At 59.3% G+C, this 23,232-nt stretch carries 27 protein-coding genes; 14 read left to right on the top strand and 13 right to left on the bottom strand.

From position 1 onward, the window contains the following. Nucleotides 1-347: 347 nt before the first annotated feature. Nucleotides 348-716 (top strand): hypothetical protein, encoded by a 369-nt coding sequence (locus AC2CGQ_RS11455; protein WP_071824279.1) that lies wholly within the window; start codon nt 348-350, stop codon nt 714-716. Nucleotides 717-1,174: 458 nt separating this feature from the next. Here the strand turns inward: AC2CGQ_RS11455 and AC2CGQ_RS11450 are convergent, their stop codons facing one another. Continuing rightward, nucleotides 1,175-2,863 carry an aspartate:alanine antiporter gene (locus AC2CGQ_RS11450; RefSeq protein WP_004938680.1) on the bottom strand — a complete coding sequence of 563 codons (1,689 nt, stop codon included), beginning with the start codon at nt 2,861-2,863 and terminating at the stop codon, nt 1,175-1,177. Nucleotides 2,864-3,157: 294 nt separating this feature from the next. On the opposite strand from AC2CGQ_RS11450, the gene AC2CGQ_RS11445 reads away from it, so the two are divergent. Next, a complete protein-coding gene (locus AC2CGQ_RS11445) occupies nt 3,158-3,547 on the top strand; it encodes an inner membrane protein YbjM (RefSeq protein WP_015377289.1) in 390 nt (129 codons plus the stop codon). A gap of 38 nt (nt 3,548-3,585) precedes the next feature. Here the strand turns inward: AC2CGQ_RS11445 and AC2CGQ_RS11440 are convergent, their stop codons facing one another. After that, complete coding sequence (locus tag AC2CGQ_RS11440) at nt 3,586-3,849, bottom strand: GrxA family glutaredoxin (protein WP_004938676.1); 264 nt, start codon at nt 3,847-3,849, stop codon at nt 3,586-3,588. Nucleotides 3,850-4,079: 230 nt separating this feature from the next. Here AC2CGQ_RS11440 and AC2CGQ_RS11435 point away from each other — a divergent pair, with 230 nt between their 5' ends. The 9 genes from AC2CGQ_RS11435 to rlmC all read left to right on the top strand — a co-directional run bounded on the left by AC2CGQ_RS11435 (nt 4,080) and on the right by rlmC (nt 12,349). Next, nucleotides 4,080-4,394 (top strand): YbjC family protein, encoded by a 315-nt coding sequence (locus AC2CGQ_RS11435; protein WP_015377290.1) that lies wholly within the window; start codon nt 4,080-4,082, stop codon nt 4,392-4,394. 54 nt (nt 4,395-4,448) lie between these two features. Beyond that, nucleotides 4,449-5,351 carry a 30S ribosomal protein S6--L-glutamate ligase gene (rimK, locus tag AC2CGQ_RS11430; protein WP_041922205.1) on the top strand — a complete coding sequence of 301 codons (903 nt, stop codon included), beginning with the start codon at nt 4,449-4,451 and terminating at the stop codon, nt 5,349-5,351. Nucleotides 5,352-5,487: 136 nt separating this feature from the next. Further along, the gene (locus AC2CGQ_RS11425) at nt 5,488-5,967 is read left to right on the top strand and encodes a type III secretion system chaperone family protein (RefSeq protein WP_004938666.1); all 480 of its coding nucleotides are present in this window, start codon (nt 5,488-5,490) and stop codon (nt 5,965-5,967) included. Nucleotides 5,968-6,372: 405 nt separating this feature from the next. After that, nucleotides 6,373-7,482: a spermidine/putrescine ABC transporter substrate-binding protein PotF gene (potF, locus tag AC2CGQ_RS11420; RefSeq protein WP_044031559.1), complete on the top strand. Its 1,110-nt coding sequence runs from the start codon at nt 6,373-6,375 to the stop codon at nt 7,480-7,482. A gap of 123 nt (nt 7,483-7,605) precedes the next feature. After that, on the top strand, nt 7,606-8,739 hold the full coding sequence (gene potG, locus AC2CGQ_RS11415) for a putrescine ABC transporter ATP-binding subunit PotG (protein ID WP_049187444.1): 1,134 nt from the start codon (nt 7,606-7,608) through the stop codon (nt 8,737-8,739). Between the two features lie 24 nt (nt 8,740-8,763). After that, nucleotides 8,764-9,726 carry a putrescine ABC transporter permease PotH gene (gene potH / locus AC2CGQ_RS11410; RefSeq protein WP_021504359.1) on the top strand — a complete coding sequence of 321 codons (963 nt, stop codon included), beginning with the start codon at nt 8,764-8,766 and terminating at the stop codon, nt 9,724-9,726. Continuing rightward, nucleotides 9,723-10,568 carry a putrescine ABC transporter permease PotI gene (gene potI, locus AC2CGQ_RS11405; protein ID WP_004938644.1) on the top strand — a complete coding sequence of 282 codons (846 nt, stop codon included), beginning with the start codon at nt 9,723-9,725 and terminating at the stop codon, nt 10,566-10,568. Before potH ends, potI begins: the two co-directional genes overlap by 4 nt. 104 nt (nt 10,569-10,672) lie before the next feature. Beyond that, nucleotides 10,673-11,152, top strand: coding sequence for a YbjO family protein (locus tag AC2CGQ_RS11400; protein ID WP_015377294.1), 480 nt, complete (start codon nt 10,673-10,675; stop codon nt 11,150-11,152). 69 nt (nt 11,153-11,221) lie between these two features. Further along, on the top strand, nt 11,222-12,349 hold the full coding sequence (rlmC, locus tag AC2CGQ_RS11395; RefSeq protein WP_484593674.1) for a 23S rRNA (uracil(747)-C(5))-methyltransferase RlmC: 1,128 nt from the start codon (nt 11,222-11,224) through the stop codon (nt 12,347-12,349). On the opposite strand, the gene AC2CGQ_RS11390 is transcribed toward rlmC, so the two are convergent. The 8 genes from AC2CGQ_RS11390 to AC2CGQ_RS11355 form a co-directional block, all read right to left on the bottom strand. Next, a complete protein-coding gene (locus AC2CGQ_RS11390; protein WP_015377296.1) occupies nt 12,346-12,630 on the bottom strand; it encodes a type II toxin-antitoxin system RelE family toxin in 285 nt (94 codons plus the stop codon). The two genes, rlmC and AC2CGQ_RS11390, sit on opposite strands and share 4 nt — an antisense overlap. Next, nucleotides 12,620-12,871 (bottom strand): type II toxin-antitoxin system Phd/YefM family antitoxin, encoded by a 252-nt coding sequence (locus AC2CGQ_RS11385; RefSeq protein ID WP_004928423.1) that lies wholly within the window; start codon nt 12,869-12,871, stop codon nt 12,620-12,622. The genes AC2CGQ_RS11390 and AC2CGQ_RS11385 overlap by 11 nt, the downstream gene beginning before the upstream one ends. A gap of 101 nt (nt 12,872-12,972) precedes the next feature. Next, nucleotides 12,973-13,707: an arginine ABC transporter substrate-binding protein gene (gene artJ / locus AC2CGQ_RS11380; protein ID WP_015377297.1), complete on the bottom strand. Its 735-nt coding sequence runs from the start codon at nt 13,705-13,707 to the stop codon at nt 12,973-12,975. A 199-nt stretch (nt 13,708-13,906) separates the two neighbouring features. After that, the gene (gene artM / locus AC2CGQ_RS11375; protein WP_004928418.1) at nt 13,907-14,575 is read right to left on the bottom strand and encodes an arginine ABC transporter permease ArtM; all 669 of its coding nucleotides are present in this window, start codon (nt 14,573-14,575) and stop codon (nt 13,907-13,909) included. After that, entirely contained in the window at nt 14,575-15,291 is a 717-nt protein-coding gene (gene artQ, locus AC2CGQ_RS11370) for an arginine ABC transporter permease ArtQ (RefSeq protein WP_325962063.1), read from the bottom strand. The genes artM and artQ overlap by 1 nt, the downstream gene beginning before the upstream one ends. A 9-nt stretch (nt 15,292-15,300) precedes the next feature. Further along, nucleotides 15,301-16,032, bottom strand: a complete 732-nt coding sequence (gene artJ, locus AC2CGQ_RS11365; RefSeq protein ID WP_004928409.1) for an arginine ABC transporter substrate-binding protein — start codon at nt 16,030-16,032, stop codon at nt 15,301-15,303. Nucleotides 16,033-16,064: 32 nt separating this feature from the next. Continuing rightward, nucleotides 16,065-16,793 (bottom strand): arginine ABC transporter ATP-binding protein ArtP, encoded by a 729-nt coding sequence (gene artP, locus AC2CGQ_RS11360; RefSeq protein WP_004928406.1) that lies wholly within the window; start codon nt 16,791-16,793, stop codon nt 16,065-16,067. A gap of 262 nt (nt 16,794-17,055) precedes the next feature. Then, nucleotides 17,056-17,598 carry a lipoprotein gene (locus tag AC2CGQ_RS11355; RefSeq protein WP_015377301.1) on the bottom strand — a complete coding sequence of 181 codons (543 nt, stop codon included), beginning with the start codon at nt 17,596-17,598 and terminating at the stop codon, nt 17,056-17,058. Nucleotides 17,599-17,757: 159 nt separating this feature from the next. On the opposite strand from AC2CGQ_RS11355, the gene AC2CGQ_RS11350 reads away from it, so the two are divergent. Together AC2CGQ_RS11350 and AC2CGQ_RS11345 are read left to right on the top strand one after the other, a co-directional pair. Continuing rightward, nucleotides 17,758-18,081: a heavy metal-binding domain-containing protein gene (locus tag AC2CGQ_RS11350; RefSeq protein WP_004928400.1), complete on the top strand. Its 324-nt coding sequence runs from the start codon at nt 17,758-17,760 to the stop codon at nt 18,079-18,081. A gap of 121 nt (nt 18,082-18,202) precedes the next feature. Next, complete coding sequence (locus tag AC2CGQ_RS11345; RefSeq protein WP_484593673.1) at nt 18,203-19,039, top strand: N-acetylmuramoyl-L-alanine amidase; 837 nt, start codon at nt 18,203-18,205, stop codon at nt 19,037-19,039. On the opposite strand, the gene AC2CGQ_RS11340 is transcribed toward AC2CGQ_RS11345, so the two are convergent. Next, entirely contained in the window at nt 19,040-20,050 is a 1,011-nt protein-coding gene (locus AC2CGQ_RS11340; protein WP_004928393.1) for an NAD-dependent epimerase/dehydratase family protein, read from the bottom strand. 158 nt (nt 20,051-20,208) lie between these two features. After that, nucleotides 20,209-21,648: a DUF2867 domain-containing protein gene (locus AC2CGQ_RS11335; protein WP_099982703.1), complete on the bottom strand. Its 1,440-nt coding sequence runs from the start codon at nt 21,646-21,648 to the stop codon at nt 20,209-20,211. Nucleotides 21,649-21,797: 149 nt separating this feature from the next. Between AC2CGQ_RS11335 and AC2CGQ_RS11330 the strand changes: the two genes are divergently transcribed. Further along, entirely contained in the window at nt 21,798-22,145 is a 348-nt protein-coding gene (locus tag AC2CGQ_RS11330) for a DUF1294 domain-containing protein (RefSeq protein WP_484593672.1), read from the top strand. Nucleotides 22,146-22,174: 29 nt separating this feature from the next. On the opposite strand, the gene ltaE is transcribed toward AC2CGQ_RS11330, so the two are convergent. Further along, nucleotides 22,175-23,191: a low-specificity L-threonine aldolase gene (gene ltaE, locus AC2CGQ_RS11325; RefSeq protein ID WP_414945860.1), complete on the bottom strand. Its 1,017-nt coding sequence runs from the start codon at nt 23,189-23,191 to the stop codon at nt 22,175-22,177. Between the last annotated feature and the right edge of the window lie 41 nt (nt 23,192-23,232).

Below are 23,232 nucleotides of genomic sequence, written 5' to 3'. Positions count from 1 at the left end.
TTTTCAACCTACAGAGGGAAAATGGAAATTGACTCAAGCTAACAAGGTTAACATCCTTGGTTTAAGGGCATTTTTTTAATTCTCACTCGCAATATCCTCATTTTTTATCTCCCTTCATCCCTGATTATATTATTTTGAATTGCAATTATTTCTGTAATAACAAACAGTTTCGGTTACATAAATAAAAATATTCTTATTAATCATTTTATTGTTGTTTTATTGATTTTATTTAATGGCGAAGGAATGGAAATTAATTATTGTGCTGCTAGATTCATCAATGTAATTAGCTCCACGGCAATTACATTGTTCGCTAATTAATATTTAAAAAAACTTACGAGGATATTCCAATGGCTGATTGTAAATGCAATGAACAAGATCCGCACGCTCAAAATGAACATGTTGCTGATTTTACTGCGGTTGGATTTTCGCAAAAAACACCGGCGCCGGTACCTGTAGACCTTAAGCAGCAGGGCGTATTGGCGCTTAAACTTTCGGTTTGCGTTGGGGCCAGTTATAACCCTGCAAACAACCAAATCTGTTTTACCATTCCTGTCTACGGTGACTTTTGCGTTTCTTCGCCGATTCCAATTCCCATTGGTGGGCAGCTTAAAGTGTGCGCAGAGACCTGTGGTTCCTTTATTCCTACGGGATTGAAGGCCACTATTTATCTGAACGGTTCCGTTCTGTTCTCTGTCGTTCTTTTTGGCGCTTGCTAATGTAAAAAGAAAAGCAAGGCACCGTAGGTGTCTTGCTTTTTTTGATATTAAGATATTGATAAGGCCGTTGTTGAGTTCAGCCCCACTTGCTAATTAATACAGTTACTCCGCTCTCCTCCTTCTGAAATCAAACCTTGGGAAATGCATTGTTTGATAGCCGACCGCCCGACACTAAACGTTAAGAGAAACGATGTTTCAGGAAGGAGCGGACGCGGCGCTGTACGTCGTCAGTTGAGGTGTTGCTGCCATCTGATGGTGGTCCCGCGGGCGGTGGAGTGCGGGCAACAAAAAACCCGATAATCTTGAACCTAAAAGGCGGGATTATCGGGCTCCACAAAATGGGGACATCAAAGAAAAGCAGTGGCACTAATTCAGACTGCGGCCCCCAACGAAAGTTCTGGCCGGCGACAAAAAAATCAAAATATTTTTATCGCCGATCCATCTCTTCCGCTAATCGATCAACCGAGTATGCCCGGCCATAGCACCACGATGAGCGAACCCGCCAGCGTTAACAGCACGTTAGCGATGGCGTAGGTGCCGGCGTAGCCCAGCGCCGGGATGTTGCTGCGCGCGGTGTCGCTGATGATCTCCATCGCCGGCGCGCAGGTGCGGGCGCCCATGATGGCGCCAAACAGCAGGGCGCGGTTCATGCGCAGCACGTAGGCGCCGAACAGGAAGCAGATAATCACCGGCACCAGGCTGACGATCAGCCCGGCGATCAACATCTGGCCGCCGACTGCGCCCAGGCTGTGGCCGATGCCGGCGCCGGCGCTCAGGCCCACGCCCGCCATAAACACCATCAGGCCGAACTCTTTCACCATGTTCAGCGCGCCCTGCGGAATGTAGCCGAAGGTCGGGTGGTTGGCGCGCAGGAAGCCGAGCATGATGCCGGACATCAGCAGACCGGCGGCGTTACCGATGCCGAACGAGAAGTTGCTGAACTGAATGGTGATCTGGCCGATCAGCAGGCCGATGATGAAGAAGGCGCAGAACGCCAGCAGATCGGTCACCTGGCTGTGGATCGAGATAAAGCCAATCTTCTCCGCCACGCTCTTCACCCGGCGCGCGTCGCCGCTCACCTGCAGCACGTCGCCCTTGTTGAGCACGATGCTGTCGTCGATTGGCATTTCGATCTGGCTGCGGATCACGCGGTTGAGGAAGCAACCGTGGTCGGTCAGCTTCAGCTGGCTCAGGCGTTTGTTCACTGCGTTGCTGTTCTTCACCACGATCTCTTCGGTCACGATGCGCATGTCGAGCAGATCGCGGTCGAACACTTCCTTACCGTTGCGGAAGCTCGGATCCAGCCGCGCGTGGGCGTCCGGATAACCGACCAGCGAGATCTCGTCGCCCACCTGCAGCACCGCGTCACCGTCCGGGTTGGCCAGAATGCCGTTGCGGCGGATGCGTTCGATGTAGCAGCCGGTCTGGCGATAGATGCCCAGCTCGCGCAGGTTCTTGCCGTCGGCCCAGGCAACCAGCTCGGGGCCGACGCGGTAGGCGCGGATCACCGGCAGGTAGACCTTGCGTTGGCTGTCGGTGTCCAGGCCGCGCTCGCGGGCGATTTGCTGGGCGGAGGTGGACAGATCCTGGTGCTGCAGCTTCGGAAGGTAACGCGCGCCGAAGATCAGGCTGACCAGACCGATCAGGTAGGTGAGGGCATAGCCGAGGCTCAGATGATCCTGCGCCGCCAGCAGCGCCGGGCCGTTGACGATGGTGTTGCGCAGCGTATCGCCGGCCCCAACCAGCACCGGCGTCGAGGTCATCGAACCGGCCAGCATGCCGGCGGTCAGGCCGATGTCCCAGTGGAACAGCTTGCCGAGGCCGATGGCGATCACCATGGCCGAACCGACCATCACCAGCGCCAGCATCAGGTAATTCTTGCCGTCGCGGAAGAAAATCGAGAAAAAGTTAGGCCCGGCTTCCACCCCGACGCAGAAAATAAACAGCATGAAGCCGAGATTCAGCGCCTCGGTGTTAATGGCGAAGTGTTGCTGGCCGAGCAGCAGCGAAACCACCAAAACGCCAATGGAATTACCGAGTTGGACGGAGCCCAGACGGAGTTTACCGAGGCACAGCCCCAGTGCGAGTACCACGAACAGTAACAGAATGTAGTTACCGTTTAACAAACTAGCGACGTTTATGTTCACGGAGGATAACTTATTGTTTACCAGTAAGTGCTTGATATAGATAACTATAAGAGATAAATTCAGCCTTAAAACGACATCATAAATCACCACCAGCGTAAGGCGAAGTGAACCATCGTTCGGCGGCGTTCATTCTAGACGCTATGACCGATGACAGCCAGCACAGAAAGCTGATTTCCTGCGCCGCCGTGCGCATTTAACTCTCTTTTGACCAAGGAAAAAATTCGGTTCAGCGTCACCGCACGGGTGACCGGGCCGATTTCTATTGATGCGGTAATTGGGCGGGGGAGAATTCGCATGACGAGTTATAGATATTGGCTGGGCATTCTCAGCTGTTTTCTGTTGTTCAGCCTGGTGTTTCTCGGCCAGCAAACCGGCCTGTTCGGCAGCACGGATCATGAGCACCACGGTGAAACCGGCCTGCTGCTGTTTGTGATCCCCGGCGCGATCGCCAGCTATTTGTCGAGCCGCAAGCGGCTGCTTTGCCCGTTGCTTGGCGCGCTGTATGCATTGCCGCTGTGCCTGCTGATCCGCCACTTCTGGCTGACGCCGTCCTCGTCGTTTTGGCAGGAACTGGCTTACGCCACCAGCGCGGTGTTCTGGTGCGTGTTCGGCGCGATGCTGATGCTGTTCGCCCTCGGTTTGTTGCACACGCTTCAGCAGTTGCACCGGCGGCAGCGGCAATAAAAAAAGGCGCATTAAGCGCCTTTTTGCCGTTCAAAAACTTACTGGAACAGGTTCAGGTGTTCTTTGGCGTAAGCTTCGAAATCGGTGCAGCCACCGATGTGCTTCTCATCCAGGAAGATCTGCGGCACGGTTTCAACCGGTTTGCCGACGGTTTTTTCCAGATCGGCCTTGGTGATGCCTTCCGCGTGGATGTCAACGTAACGGAAGTTGAAATCGTCGCGTTCTTCAGTCAGTTTTTCCGCCAGTTCTTTAGCGCGGACACAATAAGGACAGCCAGGACGCCCGAAGATTACTGCAAACATGCAACGCTCCTTAATTGGATTTTCGATAAATTATTCGCGATTGCAACGACATCCCGTCACCGAAAAAGTCATTACCTGCGTCAGATGGCGCCTACTATGCCCGTTGAGGCGGTGAAAAAAAAGCAGGAATTACCTGTTAATCTGATTCATGTAACCAATTAGTCTGCCGGGGCTGTCGCCGTCGGCGGGAATTCACTACACTGGGGGCAGACCTTCTGGAGAAGAAAAATATGCGTTCATTCGGTGACTTACCGCGCCCGGTGCTGGTGTTGGAAGGGCTGGGTATCGTGATGCTGGTATTGGCCTACCTCAGTATTCACGGCCACCTGCAGCTGCCGGGCTGGCTGGCGTCGCAGCAGGCGGCGGTCGGCATGATTTTCCTCGGCGTGGCGCTGATGGTGCCGGCGGCGGCGTTTCTGGTATGGCGCGTGGTGCAGGGCTTCGGGCCGCTGATGCGCGGCGGCTTGCCGCCGGAAAACGATCGCCGCAAACCGCAAGATGCAGACGCATCGAAAGATAATCAGGATCGCGATCCGCGCGCCTGAGCGCCGCGGCCGCTAACCCGCCTGCCGGGCAGGCGTTGGCTTTTGGGGTGACGAGTGAAAATTGCCATTCTTTCTCGCGACGGATCGCTCTATTCATGTAAGCGGCTGCGTGAAGCGGCGGAAGATCGCGGGCACAGTATCGATATCATCGATCCGCTCTCCTGCTATATGAACATCAATCCGGCGGCGCCGACCATTCACTATCGCGGCCGTCAGCTGGAACGTTACGATGCGGTGATCCCGCGCATCGGCTCTGCCATTACCTTTTACGGCACGGCGGTGCTGCGCCAGTTCGAGCTGCTCGGCAGCTACCCGCTAAACGAATCCGTGGCCATTACCCGCGCCCGCGACAAGCTGCGTTCGCTGCAGCTGCTGGCGCGGCAGGGCATCGATCTGCCGATCACCGGTTTTGCCCATTCGCCGGACGACACTGGCGATCTGATCGAGCTGGTCGGCGGCGCGCCGCTGGTGGTCAAACTGGTGGAAGGCACGCAGGGCATCGGCGTGGTGCTGGCGGAAACCCGTCAGGCGGCGGAAAGCGTGATCGACGCCTTTCGCGGGCTGAATGCCCACATCCTGGTGCAGGAGTACGTGCGCGAGGCGCAGGGGTGTGACGTGCGCTGTCTGGTGGTGGGTGGCCGGGTGGTGGCCGCCATCGAACGGCAGGCCAAGCCCGGCGAGTTTCGCTCCAACCTGCACCGCGGCGGCACCGCCCGCAAGGTGACCATCACCGCCAGGGAGCGGGCGATCGCGGTGAAAGCGGCGAGCACGCTGGGGCTGGACGTCGCCGGGGTGGATATCCTGCGCGCCCAGCGCGGCCCGCTGGTGATGGAGGTCAACGCGTCGCCGGGGCTGGAAGGGGTGGAAACCACCACCGGGCTGGACATCGCCGGCATGATGATCGAATACATTGAGCAGCGCGGCCGGCCGGGCTTCCGCCTGAAATCCGGCGGTTGACGGGGCGGGCGGTGCGCCTTTCCCGCCGTGCAATATCTGAATTAGTGAATTAAGCCGCATTGATCGTGGCGTATCGGGTGAATATTCCGTAAGCTATGCGCCTTTTCGCGTATTGAATATTGTGAGGCTGGTTATTATGGATTCACTCATTGTCCCCGATTTGGCGCTGTTGCGGCGCTGGCTGGATCAGTCGGGCATTTCTTTCTTTGAGTGCGATTCCTGCCAGGCGCTGCACCTGCCGCACATGCAGAACTTCGACGGCGTGTTCGACGCCAAGATAGATCTGGTGGATAACGTCATCCTGTTCTCCGCGCTGGCCGAAGTGAAGCCGACCGCGCTGATCCCGCTGGTGGCGGACCTGAGCCAGATCAACGCCAGCTCGCTGACCATCAAGGCGTTTGTTGACATTCAGGACGACAACCTGCCGAAGCTGATCGTCTGCCAGTCGCTGAGCGTGGCGGTCGGCATCACCTACGAGCAGTTCACCCACTTCATGCAGCAGGGTGAAGAGCAGGTCTCGATGGTGATCCTCGAGGCGCGGGCGAACGATCTGCTGTTTATGGGTGACGAAGAAGAGATCCCCGCTGGCGCCGTGCGTCAGCCGATGCTGCACTGATCCTCGCCATACCTTAAGCATGCCGTCGCTCCGGCGGCATGCTGCCGTGACTCCCCTCCGCAATTAAATATTCTGCACTTTGGCCTCTGCCGCCCGATCTTTCTCGGCTTTTACGCCGTTAATGGCGTATCACATAGAGAAAAATTGCATAAAAAATCGATAAAAGGCGTTTTTTACCCTGGGGGCTGGCGGGTTGCGATGGCAGCGGCTATGCTGCTGATTCTGCAAAGGGCTTGCGATTTCCCTTGTGACCACGCGAGCAGGGCAGTGAAAAAGGCGCATGCAATCATATGCATAGCCATTCAGTTCGCGGTTGCAACGATTGCGCTCAATCAGGAAAGGTTTTGTATCGCTGCAGATACAAGTTCAATTCTATGATTCACCCTGTTTTGGAGGAAGTTACGGATGGTCACCCAACGTAAAAAGTGGTTATCGGGTGTGGTTGCCGGCCTGTTGATGGCCGCCTCCGTCAATGCGTCAGCCGAAGAGAAAACGCTGCACGTGTATAACTGGTCCGACTATATCGCGCCGGATACCCTGGCCAAATTCCAGAAAGAAACCGGTATCAAAGTGGTGTACGACGTCTTTGACTCCAACGAAGTGTTGGAAGGCAAACTGATGGCGGGCAGCACCGGTTATGATCTGGTGGTTCCTTCATCCAACTTCCTCGAACGCCAGTCGCAGGCCGGCATCTTCGAACCGCTCGACAAGAGCAAAATGCCCAACTACAAGAATCTCGATCCCGAGATGCTGAAGCTGGTTGCACACAACGATAAAGACAACAAATACGGCATCCCATACCTGATGGTGACCACCGGCATCGGCTATAACGTCGACAAGGTGAAGGCGGCATTGGGCAAAGACGCGCCTGTCGACAGTTGGGATCTGATCCTCAAGCCGGAAAACCTCGAGAAGCTGAAAAGCTGCGGCGTCTCCTTCCTCGATGCGCCGAGCGAGGTTTACGCCACCGTGCTGCACTACCTGGGCAAGGATCCCAACAGCACCAATGCGGCGGACTACACCGGCGCGGCCAACGATCTGCTGCTGAAACTGCGGCCGAACATTCGTTACTTCCACTCTTCTCAGTACATCAACGATCTGGCTAACGGTGATATCTGTGTGGCGATCGGCTGGTCCGGCGACGTGATGCAGGCGGCCAACCGCGCCAAAGAGGCGAAGAACGGCGTGAACGTGGCCTACGCGATCCCGAAAGAGGGAGCGCTGACCTACTTTGACATGTTCGCCATGCCGGCGGACGCCAAGAACAAAGACGCCGCGTACCAGTTCCTGAACTTCCTGATGAAACCTGACGTGATGGCGGGCATCAGCAACTATGTCTATTACGCCAATGCGGTGAAAGACTCCACGCCGCTGGTGAACGCCGAAGTGCGCGAGAACCCGAACGTCTATCCGCCGGCCGATCTGCGCGCCAAGCTGTTCACGCTCAACGTGCAGTCGCCGAAGCTGGACCGTGTCATTACCCGCGCATGGACTAAAGTTAAAAGCGGGAAGTGATGATGGGGGGGATCCCCCCCATCGTCGGTAAACCGGCAGGCGGGCGCTCCCCGCCTGCATTGCCGTTTTGGGCCACGGCGCTCGCCGTGGTTTTGTGCCGCTTTACGCCGGAGAGCACCCCGATTGAACGACGCTATTCCTCGTCCTCAAGCCAAGTCGCAGAAGGTTTTCACCCCTCTGCTGGAAATCCGTAACCTCACCAAAACCTTCGACGGGCAGAATGCGGTCGAAGACGTCAGCCTCACCATCTACAAGGGCGAGATCTTTGCGCTGCTTGGCCCGTCCGGCTGCGGCAAGTCCACCTTGCTGCGCATGCTGGCCGGCTTTGAACAGCCGACGGAAGGGCAGATCGTGCTCGACGGGCAGGATATGTCGCACGTGCCGCCGTACCAGCGGCCGATCAATATGATGTTTCAGTCGTACGCGCTGTTCCCGCACATGACCGTGGAGCAGAACATCGCGTTCGGCCTGAAGCAGGACAAAATGCCGCGGGCGGAGATCGCCGAACGGGTGGCGGAAATGCTGGCGCTGGTGCACATGCAGGAGTACGCCAAACGCAAACCGCACCAGCTTTCCGGCGGCCAGCGGCAGCGGGTGGCGCTGGCGCGCAGCCTGGCCAAGCGGCCGAAGTTGCTGCTGCTGGATGAACCGATGGGCGCGCTGGACAAGAAGCTGCGCGATCGCATGCAGCTGGAAGTGACCGACATTCTCGAGCGCGTCGGCGTGACCTGCGTGATGGTGACGCACGATCAGGAGGAGGCGATGACCATGGCGGGGCGTATCGCCATCATGAACCGCGGCAAGTTCGTGCAGATCGGCGAGCCGGAAGAGATCTACGAGCATCCGAACAGCCGCTTCAGCGCCGAGTTTATCGGTTCGGTCAACGTCTTCGACTGCGTGCTGCAAGAGCGCCACGACGATGCGCTGATCCTGCAAAGCCCCGGGTTGCGCCATGCGATCAAGGTGGATCCGGACGCCTCGGTGGTGGACGGTGTGCCGATCCAGGTGGCGCTGCGGCCGGAAAAGATCCTGCTGTGCGAACGGGTGCCGGAAGACGGCTGCAACTTTGCGGTGGGGGAAGTGGCGCACATTTCCTACCTGGGCGATCTGTCTATCTACCACGTGAAGCTGCACAGCGGGCAGATTATCAGCGCCCAGCTGCAAAACGGCCATCGTTTCCGCAAGGGGATGCCCACCTGGGGCGATGAAGTGCGTCTGTGTTGGGAAACCGACAGCTGCGTCGTGTTGACGGTGTAGTAGAGCCGGTGAGGAGTAACCCGTATGACCCTGCTTTCTGAACGCACGCCGGAACCGCCGGCCAAAACGCCCTCCACCCTCAAGGCCCTGTTCCATCGCCTGCTGATGGCTCACGGCCGCAAGCTGGTGATCGCATTGCCGTATTTATGGCTGACGCTGCTGTTTATGCTGCCGTTCCTGATCGTGTTCAAGATCAGCCTGGCGGAGCTGGCGTTGGCGGTGCCGCCCTACACCGAGCTGATGAGCTGGGTGGACGGCAAGCTAAACATTGCGCTCAACTTCGCCAACTACCTGCAGCTGACCGACGATCCGTTGTATATCGATGCCTACCTGCAGTCGCTGCGCGTGGCGGCGGTCTCGACGCTGTGTTGCCTGATCATCGGCTATCCGTTGGCCTGGGCGGTGGCGCACAGCAAGGCGTCGACCCGCAACATTCTGCTGTTGCTGGTGATCCTGCCTTCCTGGACTTCGTTCCTGATCCGCGTCTACGCCTGGATGGGGATCCTGAAAAACAACGGCACGCTGAATAACTTTCTGATGTGGCTAGGGGTGATCGATCAACCGCTGGTGATCTTGCACACCAACCTGGCGGTGTATATCGGCATCGTTTATTCCTATCTGCCGTTTATGGTGCTGCCGATTTACACGGCGCTGATCCGGCTGGATTACTCGCTGGTGGAGGCGTCGCTGGATCTGGGCGCCCGGCCGCTGAAAACCTTCTTCAGCGTGATCGTGCCGCTGACGCGCGGCGGCATCATCGCCGGTTCGATGCTGGTGTTCATTCCGGCAGTGGGGGAGTTCGTGATCCCGGAACTGCTCGGTGGGCCGGACAGCATCATGATCGGCCGCGTGCTGTGGCAGGAGTTCTTCAATAACCGCGACTGGCCGGTGGCCTCGGCGGTCGCCACCATCATGCTGCTGTTGCTGATCGTGCCAATTTTGTGGTTCCACAAACACCAGAACAAGGAAATAGGGGGGCAGGAATGAACAACTTGCCGGTAGTGCGTTCACCGTGGCGCATCGCCATCCTGACTGTCGGCTTTACCTTCCTGTATGCGCCGATGCTGATGCTGGTGATCTACTCCTTCAACAGCTCCAAGCTGGTGACGGTGTGGGCCGGCTGGTCCACGCGCTGGTATAGCGAACTGTTCCACGATTCGGCGATGATCAGCGCGGTGGGGCTCAGCCTGACCATCGCCGCCGCCTCCGCCACCGCCGCGGTGGTACTGGGGGCCATCGCCGCCGTGGTGATGGTGCGATTCGGCCGCTTTCGCGGTTCAACCGGCTTCGCGTTTATGCTGACCGCGCCGCTGGTGATGCCGGACGTGATCACCGGCCTGTCGCTGCTGCTGCTGTTCGTGGCGATGGGGCATGCCTTCGGCTGGCCGTCGGAACGTGGCATGTTCACTATCTGGCTGGCGCATGTCACCTTCTGTACCGCTTATGTGGCGGTGGTCATCAGTTCGCGTCTGCGCGAGGTGGATCGCTCGATTGAAGAGGCGGCAATGGATCTGGGGGCGCCGCCGCTGAAGGTGTTCTTCGTCATCACCTTGCCGATGATTGCGCCGGCGCTGATCTCCGGCTGGATGCTGGCGTTCACCCTGTCGCTGGATGACCTGGTGATCGCCAGCTTCGTCTCCGGCCCGGGTGCCACCACGCTGCCGATGCTGGTGTTCTCCAGCGTGCGCATGGGGGTGAACCCGGAAATTAACGCGTTGGCCAGCCTGATCCTGCTGGTGGTGGGCATCCTCGGCCTGATCGCCTGGTGGTTTATGGCGCGCTCGGAAAAACAACGATCGCGTGAATTGCAGCGGGCGGCCCGTAGCTGAATCGTAACAAACCTGCTATTTTTGCAATCAATAAGTATTGCAACTAACTACCTGACTTTACATGTGCCACCTGTATAGGTGGCGCGTCGTAGCGGAACACGGATATGTCAGACATGCTGAAAAGCGGGCAGGGAATGGGATCGACTTCGGATGCGCCGGTGCCGGTGATGGTGGCGGGCACCGCCATGGTGGCGATCAAGTGTATCAGCGTGGTGCTGCTGCTGGGTGAGCTGGGCGTCGACGGCGCGCAGGAGTTCGTCAACACCAGCGCGCAGGCGTGGGATTCCACCTTTATCTTTCTGGCCGGCCTGATGCTGCTGTGCCTGCAAATCAGCTGCGGCTTTGCGGTGATGCGCGGCCGCAATTGGGGGCGCTGGGGCTATGTGGTCTGCCAGTGCATCGTGGTGCTTTACCTGCTGCTGGCCACCATCGGCAGCGTCTTCCCCGAGGTGTTCACCGTGGAGGGGGAAACCAGCGGCCAAATCCTGCACGTTCTGATCCTGCAAAAGATCCCCGACGTGGTGATCCTGGCGTTGCTGTTCGTTCCTGCCGCCAGCCGCCGCTTCTTCACCGCGCGCAAGTGAGATTTTAGGCGCGCGGAGTGGTAAACTCTGCGCCCTTAATTCGTCATCCTGAACTTCACGGTAATCTTCATGCATTGCGCTTTGTATACGGCGGGCACCTGCCGTTCCTGTCAGTGGCTGGAAAAGCCCTATCCGCAGCAACTGGCCGACAAACAGCATCACCTGCAATCGCTGCTGGCCGGGCGCGACGTCGCGCAGTGGCTGCAGCCGGTGGTGGGGGAACTGAGCGCATTTCGCAATAAAGCTAAGATGGTGGTCAGCGGCAGCGTGGAGCGACCGCTGCTCGGCATGCTGCACCGCGACGGCACGCCGGTCGATCTGAGCGACTGCCCGCTGTACCCCGCCGGCTTTGCGCCGATGTTTGCGGTGCTGAAAAGCTTTATCGCCCGCGCCGGCCTGACGCCGTATAACGTGGCGCGCAAACGTGGCGAGCTGAAATACCTGCTGCTGACCGAAAGCACGCTCGACGGCGGCGTGATGCTGCGTTTCGTGCTGCGCTCGGAAACCAAACTGGCACAGCTGCGCGCCGCGCTGCCGTGGCTGCAGCAGCAGCTGCCGCAGCTCAGGGTGATCTCCGCCAATATTCAACCGGTGCATATGGCGATCATGGAAGGGGAGCGCGAGATCGCGCTGACCGAACAGCAGGCGTTGGAGGAACAGTTCAATCAGGTGCCGCTGTTCATCCGCCCGCAAAGCTTCTTTCAGACCAACCCGCAGGTGGCCGCCGATCTGTATGCCACCGCCCGCGACTGGGTGCGCGCGCTGGGTATCGACAGCATGTGGGATCTGTTCTGCGGCGTCGGCGGTTTCGGCCTGCACTGCGCGCAGCCGCAGACGCGCCTGACCGGCATCGAAATCAGCGCGGAGGCGATCGCCTGTGCGCGCCAGTCGGCGCAGCGGTTAGGGTTGTTGCAGGTAGATTTTCAGGCGCTCGATTCCACCCGCTTCGCCACCGCCGAAGGCCAGGTGCCGCAGCTGGTGCTGGTCAATCCGCCGCGGCGCGGCATCGGCCAGGCGCTGTGCGACTATTTGAGCCGGATGGCGCCGGACTATATTCTGTATTCGAGCTGCAACGCCGAGAGCATGGCGAAAGATATCGAGATGTTGCCGGGGTATCGCATCGAACGGGTGCAGCTGTTCGACATGTTCCCGCATACCTCGCACTACGAAGTGCTGACGCTGCTGGTGCGGCGTTAAAGGCGCTTTTTGGCAGCCGTGTAAGCCGCTGAACGTTCGCGTTTGCCCACAGACAGGACCAGAACCACGATCTCCGTTTCCATGACGCGATATACCAAACGAAAGCCTGAGGCTCTGAGTTTGATTTTGTAGCAATCAGGCAAACCGGCGAGTTTGTTGGCGGGGATGTGGGGATTAACCAGCACCGATGCCAGCTTTTTTTTGAACTGTTCCCGGATCACCGGGGACAGTTTTTTAAATTCCTTCAGCGCATGTTCTTCGAATTCAAGCTTATAAGTCATCCAAATTGACCTTAATGCGTTTGCCGTTCATCCGTGAACGAACGATTTCAGCGAGTTCGATATCTTCCAGGTACTCCGCGATCGCCTCCCAGGTTTCCGGAGAGACGTAATATCCCGAAATCTTACCGTTGGTCAGGACGGCGACCGGTTGCCCTTGTGCCTCTTTAAGGGCGGCGTTGGGCGATTTCTTAAAATCGCTGATGCTGACTGCCGAGTCGGCAAGAATGGGTTGAACCGTCATGATGTTATCCTTGATGCTAAATTCAGTATCAAATTTAGCACTAACCGGATGGGGTGGCAATTAGATGGAGCCGCCGAAGGAGGGCGACTCCACACGCGGACTTACTGTGGGAACCACTTGTCGTTGATGGCTTTGTAGGTGCCGTCGGCCTTGATGGCGTCCAGCGCGGCGTTCAGCTTGGCCAGCAGCGCCTGGTTGTCTGGGCGCACCGCGATGCCGAGACCGGTGCCGAAGTATTGCGCATCGGTGATGTGCTCGCCCACCGGCGCCAGCTGCGGGTTGGTTTTCAGCCATTCGTTCACCACGGCGGTGTCGCCGAACACGCCGTCGATGCGGCCGTTTTTCAGCTCCAGAATGGCGTTCTGGTAGCTGTCGTAAGAAACGGTGTTAATCTCCGGATGCTTGTCCTGCATGTATTTCTGGTGGGTGGTGCCGTTTTCCATGCCGAGCTTTTTGCCTTTCAGATCCGCCAGCGAGCTGAACTTGCCTTTTTGCGCGATCACGATCGCCGAGTTGGCGTAGTAAGGCTGGGTGAAAGCGACCTGTTTGCTGCGCTCCGGCGTGATATCCATGCCGGAAATCACCGCATCGTATTTCTTGAATTTCAGCGCGGCGATCAGGCTGTCGAACGCCTGGTTGGTGAAGGTGCACTGCGCCTGCATCTGCTTGCACAGCGCGTTGGCCAGATCGATATCGAAGCCGACGATCTGGTTGTTGGCGTCGAGCGATTCGAACGGTGGGTAGGTGGCGGAGGCGGCGAAGCGGATGGTTTCGGCCGCGGTGGCGTTAAAGGTCATCCCGGCCAACATCGTCGCGGCAAGCAGCAGTTTTTTCATGCGTAGAGCTCCTGTCTGGATCCTGAAAGTGATTATTCGCTATCGTTTGTTTTTACTGGTAATCGCCAGAGGTTTTTGCGCGAATGCCTGTTGTTAACCCTGCCATTGAGTGAATTAAAATGCAATATAAATGATTAAGTATTGCCTTGAGGGGTAAAAAAAGCCCCGCACAATGGCGGGGCTCATGGGGGCGGCGGCCTCAGTTGCGGCGTTCAAACGCCAGCGCGCGGCGCTCCACCAGACGCATCAGCAGCGTCAGCAGGCCGTTGACGCACAGGTACACCAGGCCGGCGGCGCCGAACACCATCACGTCGTAGGTGCGGCCGTACATCAGCTGGCTGTAGCCCATCACTTCCATCAGCGTGATGGTATAGGCCAGCGAGGTGCTTTTGAACACCAGCACCACTTCGTTGGAGTAAGACGACAGCGCGCGCTTGAAGGCGAACGGCAGCAGAATGCGCAGCGTCTGCCGGCGCGACATGCCAAGCGCTTCGCACGATTGCCACTGCCCGGCGGGAATGGCGCGCACCGCGCCGTAGAACAACTGCGTGGTGTAGGCCGCGCTGTTCAGCGCCAGCGCTATCATCGCACACAGCCAGGGCTGCGACAGCAGGTTCCACAGCCAAGGGTAGTCGCGGATCGCCGGGAACTGGCCGGGGCCGTAGTAGATCAGGAAGATCTGCACCAGCAGCGGCGTGCCGGTGAACAGCGTCACATAAACCTTGACCAACGGCGTCAGGATCGGCGTTTTCAACGTCAGGATCACCGTCAGCAGCAGCGACAGCACCAGCGCGACGATCAGCGCGGCGACGGTCAGCGTCAGGCTGGTGTGCAACCCTTTGAGGATCTCCGGCAAATATTCAATCATCAGGCCGGCCCCCGCTCAAAGCGCGTGGCGCGCAGCTCAATGCGTTTGATGACGTATTGGCTGAACAGCGTCACCAGCAGGTAGATGGCCGCGGCGATCACATACCAGGTAAAAGGCTCCTGGGTGCGGGTGGCGATGCTCTTGGTTTGCAGCATCAGATCGTTCACGCTGATCAGCGACACCAGCGCGGTGTCTTTCAACAGCACCAGCCACTGATTGCCGAGGCCGGGCAGGGCGTGGCGCCACATCTGCGGCATGATCAGGCGAAAGAAGATCGCCGCCTTACTCAGTCCAAGCGCCTGGCCGGATTCCCACTGCCCCTGCGGCACCGCTTTGAGCGCGCCGCGCAGCGTCTGCGAGGCGTAGGCGGAATAGAGCAGGGCCAGAGCGATCACCCCGCACAGGAACGGGCTGACTTCGAAATTGTCGATCGCCAACTGAATCGGCAGCTGGAACAGACCGAGGTTGAGGGTAAAGCCGTCGGAGAGCATCAGCAGCAGCTGCGACGAGCCGAAATAGATAAACAGCACCACCAGGATTTCCGGCAGGCCGCGCAACACGGTCACCCATGCGGTGCCGAGCCAGCTGACCACTTTCCAGCGGGACGATTCCCATACGGCGAACAGCATCGCCAGAATCAGCCCGAGGATCAGGGCGCAAACGGCAAGGCCGACGGTCATGCCGGCGGCGCTTGCTAAAGGTTGTAATTCATTCATTTGGGCGTATTACTGCTGGAACCATTTTTTGTAGATGGTTTCATAGGTCCCATCCTGCTTGATCTTGTCCAGAGCGGCGTTGAACTTGCCCTGCAGATCGGTGTTCTTCTGGCGCACCGCGATGCCAAGGCCGGTACCGAAGTAGTCTTTGTCGGTCACTTTGGCGCCCACTGCCGCCAGCGCGTCATTCTGCTTCAGCCACTCGTTGACCACCGCGGTATCGCCGAACACCGCATCAACGCGGCCGTTCTTCAGATCCAAAATGGCGTTCTGGTAGCTGTCGTAAGGCACGGTGGTGATTTCCGGGTGCTTGTCGGTCAGGTATTTCTGGTGGGTGGTGCCGTTTTGCACGCCGACTTTCTTGCCTTTCAGCGCCGCCACGTCGGCGATTTTGCCTTTCTGCGCGATGAACAGCGCCGAGTTATCGTAGTAAGGCTTGGTGAACAGCACCTGCTTCTCACGCTCCGGCGTAATGTCCATACCCGCCATCACCGCATCGAAACGCTTGAACTTCAGGCTCGGGATCAGGCTGTCGAACGCCTGGTTGGTGAAGGTACATTCGGCCTGCATTTCTTTGCACAGCGCGTTGGCCAGATCGACATCAAAACCCTGAATCTTGTTGCCGGCGTCAATAAATTCAAACGGAGGATAGGAGGCTTCGGTAGCGAAACGGATGGTTTCGGCTGCGGAGGCGGAAACGCTGATGCCGGCCAGAACGGCGGCGATTATTAGTTTTTTCATCGCAAACTCCCCAAATTACAGCAAGTTAATTGTTAGTGTGATAAGTAGTTGGCAAACTCGGTGGTCCGCGGCTGCGTGAAGTGGCTGCTGTCGCCTTGCTCCACTACGTGGCCGTTTTCCATGTACACCACGCGGCTGGCGGTTTTGCGCGCCACTTCCACTTCGTGGGTGACGATCACCTGCGTGATGCCGGTGCCGGCCAGTTCGCGAATGATGCTGACGATCTGGGCGGTGATTTCCGGATCCAGCGCTGCGGTCGGTTCATCGAACAGCAACACCTGCGGCTCCATCATCAGGGCGCGGGCGATCGCCACGCGCTGCTGCTGGCCACCGGAAAGGTGCAGCGGGAAGCGATCGGCGAAGTCGGTCAGGCGCAGACGCTTGAGCAGCTTGTCGGCGCGCTCCATCGCCTGAGCCTTGGTCAGACCCAGCACGCGGCAAGGTGCCTCGATCAGGTTCTGAACCACGGTGAGGTGAGGCCACAGGTTGTATTGCTGGAACACCATGCCGACGTTTTGGCGCAGTTCGCGAATGGCTTTCTCGCCCGGCGCCTGCCTGAAGTCGAATTGGTTGCCGGCGATCTGCAGTTGGCCCGAACGCGGCATTTCCAGCAGGTTCAGCACCCGCAGCAATGAACTTTTCCCGGCGCCGCTTGGGCCAAGCAGCACCAGGGTTTCCCCGGCTGGACATTCCAGCGTGATGTCAAACAGCGCCTGGTGAGCGCCGTAATAGCAATTGATACCGTTAAGTTGAATACTCATGCGCCAGAATTGAATAGACATTGATGCCGCAAATGTTAACTTCCACAGAATACTTATGCAATCTTTGTGCGTTAAAATTTATGAGTGTGCGGCGGGACAGTAAAAGATTAGCACAAGATACCGCGACTCAAGCCGAGGGAGGGGATTTGTGGCGCAGGCTGTGAGATCGGTAGCGAAATTTTTTCTATTGGACGAAATTCGAGCGGTAGACGGGCGGCGGGATGACCGACGCGGCCAGCCCGCGTCGGCCGGGGGAAGCGGGTTACTGGTTTTCCAGCACCTGGCGTACGCTGCCGTTGGTGGCGTGCGCTGGAACATTCAGGTAGCGAATATCATCAACCACCCAGCAGGTGCCTTCGCGCACCATTAGCACTTCGTCCTGCCAGTTCACGGTGCTGTTGGCGTCTTTCTGGTAGCTCAGGTCAACGCGCAGCGGGATGTTCTTCGCATCGGTGTTGGGAATGGTCGAGGCGCTGGCGACGGATGCGCTGCTTGGCCCCTGCGCATTGCCGGAGAACAGATCGCCGGTAATCTGATGCTTGCCCGGGTTTTGAGCGGTGCTGACCAGATCCTGATACAGCACTTTGCTCAGATAAGGCTGCAGCTGCGCCAGGCGGTTGCTGTCCGGCAGGCCGGCGCCCTGCTGGATGCGCAGGTCATAGAACTTTTGCGCGACCGTATCCGGGCCGCCTTCCACACAGCTGCCGCTGCGGGTGCCGATATCCTTGTATGCCGGTTCCACCGTGGTACAGGCACTCAGCAACAGCGCTAAGGGTAAAACAGCCGCAATCGTTTTTGTTTTCATCTTATTACCTTATGTGAAAGTCTCTACCATGAAGACCGATAGCTTACAGTATAAATGCGTTTTTTGGCCTTGCATTCGTACTGCGTGCCATTGATTAAGCGAACATAATGTCAATCTTCTGGTCATAGATACGTTGAATTAATCAAACAAGGAGTTCTGATGCAGCTTTCAACTACCCCGACCCTGGAAGGGTTTACCATCACCGAATACTGCGGCGTCGTCACCGGCGAAGCGATTCTCGGCGCCAACATTTTTCGTGATTTCTTCGCCGGCGTGCGCGATATCGTCGGCGGCCGTTCGGGCGCTTACGAGAAAGAGCTGCGCAAGGCGCGCCTGATCGCGTTCGAAGAACTGGAAGATCAGGCGAAAGAGCTGGGCGCCAACGCGGTGGTCGGCATTGATATCGATTATGAAACCGTTGGCAAAGACGGCAGCATGCTGATGGTGACCGTCAGCGGCACCGCGGTGAAAGTCAGCCGCTAATCCCATGCCTTAACGCCCTGGCTCACGCCGGGGCGTTTTTACTTTGTCGGCGGGTGGCTTCCGTGGCGACTATTGCTTAACGTTAACGTTAGATCAAATCACCAAACCACAGGGAGGATAAGTGAAAATTTGGCCAGGGATCATCGCCGCCGCGCTGTTGGCGGGATGCCAAAATTCGCAGCAGGACACGCTCGTCGATCGCGGCGCTTACCAGCTCGAAACCTTGCATCAGGCGCAGGGCGCCGATCGGCGCATTCGCTTTCTGGTGATGCACTACACGGCGGAAGATTTCCATTCATCGCTGAAAACGCTGACCGATGAACACGTCAGCGCGCACTATCTGTTGCCGGCGCATCCGCAGCGTGAACACGGCAAACCGACGGTGTACCGGCTGGTGCCGGAAGCGATGCGCGCCTGGCATGCCGGCGCCAGCGTCTGGCGCGGCCGCAGCAACCTCAACGACACCTCGATCGGCATCGAAATCGTCAACAAGGGGTTCACCCGCAGCATGCTGTTCACCCACTGGCAGCCCTACACGGCGGAGCAGATCGCCGTGCTGATCCCGCTGAGCCGCGACATCATCCAACGCTATGGCATCCAGCCGCAGGACGTGGTGGGGCACAGCGACATCGCGCCGCAGCGCAAACAGGATCCCGGCCCGCTGTTCCCCTGGCGGCAACTGGCGCAGGCCGGCATCGGCGCCTGGCCGGACGAGGCAGACGTGCAGCGACTGCTGGCGGGGCGCGACAGACAGGCGCCGGTGCCGCTGGCGCCGCTGCTCGAAAAGCTGGCGCGTTATGGCTACGCGGTTGATTCGTCATGGGATGCGCGGCAGCAGCGCAATGTGCTGGCGGCGTTTCAGATGCATTTCCGGCCCGACGATGTTCGCGGTGAGCCGGATGCAGAGAGTGAGGCGATTATCGATGCGCTGCTGGTGAAGTACGGCGCGTGGCGTTGATTACAGGCCGTGCAGTTTGCCGTGATCTTTCAGCCAGCGGGCGGTGCGCGCGATGCCTTCTTCCAGCGAGACGATCGGCTGATAGCCCAGCTCTTGCTGCGCGCGGGTGGTATCGAGCGTGAGGTCGAAGTTGAGTTTGGCGACGCCGTAGTGGGTCAACACCGGCTCCTTTTCACTTTTGCTGCCCAGGCGCTCCATGCCGCGCGCCATCATGTCGAGCATCGGGTAGGGGACGGAGCGGATGCGGCACTTCATGCCCAGATCGTCGATCAGCTGCTGCACCACGGTGCGAAGCGGGCGCGGCTGCTGGTTGGTGATGTTGTAGGCGCGGCCGGACGGCGTGTCTTCTTTTAGCGTCGCCAGCCACATGGCGTGCACCGCATTCTCCAGGTAAGTCATGTCCACCATCGCCGCGCCGCCGCGCGGCAGCAGCAGGTTGCCGTAGCGTTTGATCATCTGCAGCAGCCGCGGCAGCATCACCTTGTCGTGCGGCCCGAACAATCCCTGCGGGCGCAGAATGGTGAAATGGGTCTGCGGATTGGACAGCGCCAACTGCTGGATCACCTGTTCGCCGGCGGCCTTGCTGCGCGCGAACTCATTGGCGTAGCGCTGCGGGCGGAAGTCTTCGGTTACGTTGCGGTGATGGTGGTAATCGAAATAGATCGCCGGGGAAGAGATGTGAATGAACTGCGCCACGCCATAGGCCGCCGCCCATTCACCAAGGCGGCGAGTGGCGCGCACGTTGGCCAGCTCGAAGGCTTCTTCGGTGCCCCAGGGCGAGGTAAAGCTGGAGCAGTGCCACAGCACGTCGACATCCGCCAGCATCGCCTTGGCCTGCGAAGAGATCAGATTGGTGAGATCGGCATGAATGAACTCCGCGCCCATTTTTTCCAGCAGGCCGCCCATCGCCTGGTTGCGGCCGGTGGCGCGCACTTTGATGCCCTGACGGCGCAGATATTCAACGGCGTTACGGCCTAACCCACTGGTGGCACCGGTGACCAATACCTTCATAACGGACTCTATTCTCACCCAAAATCGGAATACCGGCGGGCGCTTGCGGCGCTCCCAGCAAATAAGATGCCATTCTTCCGTGATTTCGTGCGCTATGCAATCGGAAAGCCCCGAAGCACAGCGGCAAACTGTGCGGTTGATCGACAAATGAGCGCCGTTCAGCGCTGTTGGCGGTCCAGGTTCTCGGCAAGCTCGGCGATGCGCTTCGCCATGCCGCGAAAAATAAACAGATGCGCGGGCATCATGGCGAACCAATACAGCAGCCCGCTGAAGCCGGCCGGGTGCCACCAGGCGCGCACGTCCAGCGTGCGGCGATCGCCGCGATCGGTGATGGTGAAGCTCAGCCGCCCCAGGCCGGGCGCCTTCATGCCGAACAGCAGCGCCAGCTGCCGCAGCGGCTTCAGGGTAATCACTTTCCAGCCGTCGATCTCGTCACCCAGTGCCAGGGCCGCGCGCGCCGGGCGGCCATAGACCACGCCGTTGCCGATCATGTCGTCCATGCGGGCGCGGATCCGCCACAGGATATTGGCGTAGAAATAGCCTTCCTCGCCCCCCAACTGCTGCACCGTTTGCCACAGCGCCTGGCTGGAGGCGGCGGTGTCGAGCGAACACCCCGCCTGTTTCGGGTAATAGCCGTAGCCGGGGCGCCAGCGGGCCCGCGCCGCCGGATCGTAGCCCCAGTCGGCGGAATCGACCACCTCCAGCTCGCGCTGCAGCGTGGCGGTGACCGCCTGATCGAAGGTGTGCAGACGTTGCGGGATCAGGGCCTGCAGCGGCCGGCCGTCGGCGGGCAGATCGTGCTTCAGGCCCTGGATCAGCGCGCGCGCGATCGGCGTCGGCACCGAGGTGATCAGGCTGATGAACCACACTGAAATCAGCCGCGTCGGCAAGGGGATCGGGATTAGCCAGCGCCGTTTGCCGCTGATGGCGATAAAGCGTTGGAACATGTCCTGATAGCTGAGGTATTCCGGTCCGGCGACATCGAAGATGCGGTGTTCCTGTACCGGGTGCGCCAGCAGATCGGCCAGGTAAACCAGCAGGTTCTCCAGCGCCACCGGCGACGACTTCGAGCGCACCCAGCGCGGCGGCGTCAGCACCGGCAGGTTATAGACCATGTCGCGCATCACTTCGAACGCCGCCGAGCCGGGGCCGACGATGATGCCGGCGCGCAGCTCGGTCACCGGCACGCCGCTCTGGCGCAAGATCTCGCCGGTCAGGCGGCGGGCCGCCAGGTGTGGCGAACTGTCGTCGTTCGGCTGCAGCGCGCCGAGAAAGATCACCTGCTTGACGCAGGCATTGCGCAGCGCGTCGCGCAGGTTTTCCGCCGCCCGGCGTTCCTTCTCGATAAAGTCGTCGCCGTCGCCCATCGCGTGCACCAGATAGTACAGCGTATCTATTTCCCACAGCGCCGCGCTCAGGGTGTCCGGGCGGTACAGATCGACATACAGGCAGTTGACCTGCGGCCAGTTCTGCTCCTGCAGCCACTCGATGCGCCGCGCGGCGGCGGTAATCTGGTGCCCCTGTTCGATCAGGTGCGGGATCAGGTTCTGGCCTATATAGCCGCTGGCTCCAAGAACCAGTACGCGTTGGGGTATCATCGGGCCGCCTTGTGCGGTGAAAGAGTCGCAGAACGACAGGATGCCAAATTCAGGGTTTAAATGCACTTTTTGTATGGGTATAAGCCGGTTGCATCCGCCGCGGCGCAGGTTCACACTACGCGCCCCTTATCGAACGAAGACCGGATGTCATGAAGCTCAATGTGATTTGTTACGCCTTGCTGGGCCTGGCGCTGATCGCCAGCCTGTTCTCGCCGCTTCCGGTGTGGATGTGGCTGCTGTCGGCCAATCTGCTGACGTTTCTGATCTACGGCGGCGATAAGCTGGCTGCGCGCAAAGGGTGGCGACGGGTGCCGGAGGCGACGCTGTTGCTGTTCGGCGCGCTGGGCGGGTGGTTGGGTGCATTGCTGGCGCAGCAGCTGTTTCGCCACAAAACCCAGAAACAGCCGTTTAAAATCTGGTTCATCCTCAGCGTCGCGCTCAACCTGGCGGCGGTGCTGGGGCTGTGGTACTGGGTTTACGGCCGCTGGATTTTCTGATTGCGGGGCGCGGCCTGCGCCCCAAGCGATCAGGCGTGCTGCTGAAGAAACTCCCGCCACAGTTCGACCACCCGCTGCAGATCCTGACGGCTGACGTCGAGGTGGGTCAGAATGCGTGTCAGCGGGCCGCTGCTGATCAGCACGCCGCGTTCGCGCATCCACGGACCGAATTTGGCCGCCAGCGCCGGCGGTTGGCGCAGGTACAACACGTTGGTCTGCGCGCCGGGAGCGGCGATCTCCACGCCGATCTGCCGCAGCTGTTGCTCCAGCCAGGCCGCGTTGTCATGGTCTTCGCGCAGCCGCGCAACGTTATGCTCCAGCGCGTAGAGGCCGGCCGCCGCCAGGATGCCGGCCTGACGCAGCCCGCCGCCGGTCATCTTGCGCCAGCGCAGCGCACGCTGAATGAAGGCCTCGCTGCCGCACAGCAGCGATCCGACCGGCGCGCCCAACCCTTTCGACAGGCAAATGGTGAAGGTGTCGCAGTATTGCACGATCTCTTTCAGCGGCAGGTTCAGCGCCACGGCGGCGTTGAAGATGCGTGCGCCGTCGATATGCAGCGCCAGCTGGCGCTCGCGGGTAAACTGCCACGCCTGCTGCAGGTAGGCCTGCGGCAGGACTCGGCCGCTGATGGTGTTTTCCAGGCTCAACAGCCGGGTGCGGGCGAAGTGGATATCGTCGGGTTTGATGGCGGCGGCGAGCTTGTCCAGCGGCAGCGTGCCGTCGGCGTCGGCCTCGATCGGCTGCGGCTGGATGCTGCCCAGCACCGCTGCGCCGCCGGCTTCGTATTTGTAGTTGTGCGCCTGCTGGCCGACCAGATATTCATCGCCGCGCTGGCAGTGGCTCAGCAGCGCCACCAGGTTGGCTTGGGTGCCGCTGGGCAGAAACAGCGCCGCTTCTTTGCCCGACAGATGCACCGCCTCGGCCTCCAGCGCGTTGACCGTCGGGTCATCGCCGTAGACGTCGTCGCCGACTTCTGCCTGAGCCATCGCCTGGCGCATGGCGGCGCTGGGGCGGGTAACGGTGTCGCTGCGTAGATCGATAAGCATAGGGTTCCTGGAATGTAAGGGAGAGGAAAAGGGTACATGGC

Source organism: Serratia sp. DFXYC6 (assembly GCF_057196085.1).
The sequence above is the reverse complement of the archived record's forward strand: the minus strand, read 5'-3'. Positions and strand labels throughout refer to the sequence as shown.

What these genes read in the sequence shown, in the direction of transcription:
- artQ (WP_325962063.1), bottom strand. Translation starts at nt 15,291, where the DNA reads ATGAATGAATTACAACCTTTAGCAAGCGCCGCCGGCATGACCGTCGGC.
- potI (WP_004938644.1), top strand. Translation starts at nt 9,723, where the DNA reads ATGAACAACTTGCCGGTAGTGCGTTCACCGTGGCGCATCGCCATCCTG.
- AC2CGQ_RS11455 (WP_071824279.1), top strand. Translation starts at nt 348, where the DNA reads ATGGCTGATTGTAAATGCAATGAACAAGATCCGCACGCTCAAAATGAA.
- AC2CGQ_RS11350 (WP_004928400.1), top strand. Translation starts at nt 17,758, where the DNA reads ATGCAGCTTTCAACTACCCCGACCCTGGAAGGGTTTACCATCACCGAA.
- AC2CGQ_RS11355 (WP_015377301.1), bottom strand. Translation starts at nt 17,598, where the DNA reads ATGAAAACAAAAACGATTGCGGCTGTTTTACCCTTAGCGCTGTTGCTG.
- AC2CGQ_RS11340 (WP_004928393.1), bottom strand. Translation starts at nt 20,050, where the DNA reads ATGAAGGTATTGGTCACCGGTGCCACCAGTGGGTTAGGCCGTAACGCC.
- AC2CGQ_RS11435 (WP_015377290.1), top strand. Translation starts at nt 4,080, where the DNA reads ATGCGTTCATTCGGTGACTTACCGCGCCCGGTGCTGGTGTTGGAAGGG.
- artJ (WP_015377297.1), bottom strand. Translation starts at nt 13,707, where the DNA reads ATGAAAAAACTGCTGCTTGCCGCGACGATGTTGGCCGGGATGACCTTT.
- ltaE (WP_414945860.1), bottom strand. Translation starts at nt 23,191, where the DNA reads ATGCTTATCGATCTACGCAGCGACACCGTTACCCGCCCCAGCGCCGCC.
- potH (WP_021504359.1), top strand. Translation starts at nt 8,764, where the DNA reads ATGACCCTGCTTTCTGAACGCACGCCGGAACCGCCGGCCAAAACGCCC.
- rlmC (WP_484593674.1), top strand. Translation starts at nt 11,222, where the DNA reads ATGCATTGCGCTTTGTATACGGCGGGCACCTGCCGTTCCTGTCAGTGG.
- artM (WP_004928418.1), bottom strand. Translation starts at nt 14,575, where the DNA reads ATGATTGAATATTTGCCGGAGATCCTCAAAGGGTTGCACACCAGCCTG.
- AC2CGQ_RS11445 (WP_015377289.1), top strand. Translation starts at nt 3,158, where the DNA reads ATGACGAGTTATAGATATTGGCTGGGCATTCTCAGCTGTTTTCTGTTG.
- AC2CGQ_RS11400 (WP_015377294.1), top strand. Translation starts at nt 10,673, where the DNA reads ATGTCAGACATGCTGAAAAGCGGGCAGGGAATGGGATCGACTTCGGAT.
- AC2CGQ_RS11440 (WP_004938676.1), bottom strand. Translation starts at nt 3,849, where the DNA reads ATGTTTGCAGTAATCTTCGGGCGTCCTGGCTGTCCTTATTGTGTCCGC.
- potF (WP_044031559.1), top strand. Translation starts at nt 6,373, where the DNA reads ATGGTCACCCAACGTAAAAAGTGGTTATCGGGTGTGGTTGCCGGCCTG.
- artP (WP_004928406.1), bottom strand. Translation starts at nt 16,793, where the DNA reads ATGAGTATTCAACTTAACGGTATCAATTGCTATTACGGCGCTCACCAG.
- AC2CGQ_RS11330 (WP_484593672.1), top strand. Translation starts at nt 21,798, where the DNA reads ATGAAGCTCAATGTGATTTGTTACGCCTTGCTGGGCCTGGCGCTGATC.
- AC2CGQ_RS11335 (WP_099982703.1), bottom strand. Translation starts at nt 21,648, where the DNA reads ATGATACCCCAACGCGTACTGGTTCTTGGAGCCAGCGGCTATATAGGC.
- AC2CGQ_RS11385 (WP_004928423.1), bottom strand. Translation starts at nt 12,871, where the DNA reads ATGACGGTTCAACCCATTCTTGCCGACTCGGCAGTCAGCATCAGCGAT.
- artJ (WP_004928409.1), bottom strand. Translation starts at nt 16,032, where the DNA reads ATGAAAAAACTAATAATCGCCGCCGTTCTGGCCGGCATCAGCGTTTCC.
- AC2CGQ_RS11390 (WP_015377296.1), bottom strand. Translation starts at nt 12,630, where the DNA reads ATGACTTATAAGCTTGAATTCGAAGAACATGCGCTGAAGGAATTTAAA.
- AC2CGQ_RS11425 (WP_004938666.1), top strand. Translation starts at nt 5,488, where the DNA reads ATGGATTCACTCATTGTCCCCGATTTGGCGCTGTTGCGGCGCTGGCTG.